The organism is Fenollaria sp. C0166D3 (genome assembly GCF_056590255.1).
Map to the genome: position 1 here is coordinate 1 of NZ_JBWPVU010000018.1, position 1,473 is coordinate 1,473.

1 protein-coding gene is annotated in these 1,473 nt (G+C 36.2%); it reads right to left on the reverse strand.

The window, feature by feature from the left end; genetic code table 11:
• Positions 1 to 68 precede the first annotated feature (68 nt).
• A complete protein-coding gene (locus AC1EJ0_RS08130; RefSeq protein WP_005727370.1) occupies positions 69 to 1,418 on the reverse strand; it encodes an IS4 family transposase in 1,350 nt (449 codons plus the stop codon).
• Positions 1,419 to 1,473: the final 55 nt, after the last annotated feature.

Sequence of the window (1,473 nt, forward strand, 5' to 3'; positions counted from 1 at the left end):
AAAATTGAAAGCACCAAAATCAAGCTCAAGTCCTGTCACTATTGAGCTTTCTTAGACGTAATTAGTTTTTATATGATCTGTTTCAGTGCAATTTGTATGAATCGTGGCAGTTGGTTAATAAAGTCATTGATTACTTCATCTATCTTTTCAAAACTATTCTGTTTAAGCTCTTTTAATTCTGAAATTAAGTAGACCAATGCATCTACGAATCTAATATCAGGTAAGGATTCGTTCATTAGATAGAATAAATCTCCGATTGTCTTATCATCTGTATTTTGTCTTTCCTGCCAGGTCAATAGATCATAAGTTATTGCTGTAACTGCGATATAGCCACATTGGCCATCATAGCTTTGAACTTGAGATTTATCTAAAGCAAGATATTGCTTAGACGTCTTAAAATATGTTTCAATTTGCCATCTACGACCATAAAGTTGGATGATTTCTTCAGGGCTAAGCTTTGTCTGAGTAGTAGCTAAAACCAAATACTTGTTCTTGTTTCCACGGTTGGAGACAAAGACGAGCTTTAATAAAAAGCTATGTCCATGATATTGAGCCTCAACTATGCTTGAATAAAGATAATGTTTCTTTTTACGGATGTTTGAAGCAGCCAAACGATCATACAAGTCTTTAACGCTATAGCGGCGATGGCGATAAATGTAATAAATCTTTGAACTCTTCTTGATCATGCCAAGTCCATCTAAACCGATCTTCTTTAAAATCCAAAACATTCTTGGAGAAGAAAACCAAGAATCGAATAAGACGTATTTAGCTTCTACTCCTAATCGTAAGGCTTGTCTAATCAACTCTACAGTTACATCATTCATCTTTCTCTGAGCTTGATTTCTCCTTTTACCAGAAATTGAACGTTCATCAGCAGTAATGGGAGCAGCTCCAATCATATTTTTCTTGGTTTTGGTTGACATCAAGGCAAAGTTAACCGGCAAGAAGGTATTGCCATCGCTCCAGCCTAAAGTTAAACCACGATATCCGTTCAAATACTCATGCTTGTCATGGTCATAGACTTTAGCTAGCAATTCGGTCTTTTTAGAAAAAGACCGAGCCATCAGCGTATCGTCAACGATAAAAGCAAGTCGGCGTCTTTTATCGATAAATGGTTTTAAGCAGCCAATGAGCCGGGCTGCAATCAAGCATAATAGTTTTTGCCAGTTGATTCTTCCATCGTTAAGTACATTGCGAGCAGTTCTAACGGAAAAACGTTTGTCATCCTTAGCTCTGAATAAAGAAAGCCGAGCAAAATGTACTGACATCAGCCAAGAGATAATCATGGTTAATGAAACGGTGGATTTACGCTTAAAATTGACTTGTTTAGTTAACTTAGCTAGACCAATTAGATTAATAAATGAAGAAATTAAGGATTTAGTATCATTTTCTGTGTCGATTTGTTCTATACTGTTCATTGCGCAGGATCTCCTTTACTTTTTAGGTCGACACTTAAAGTATAACGCAGAGAGA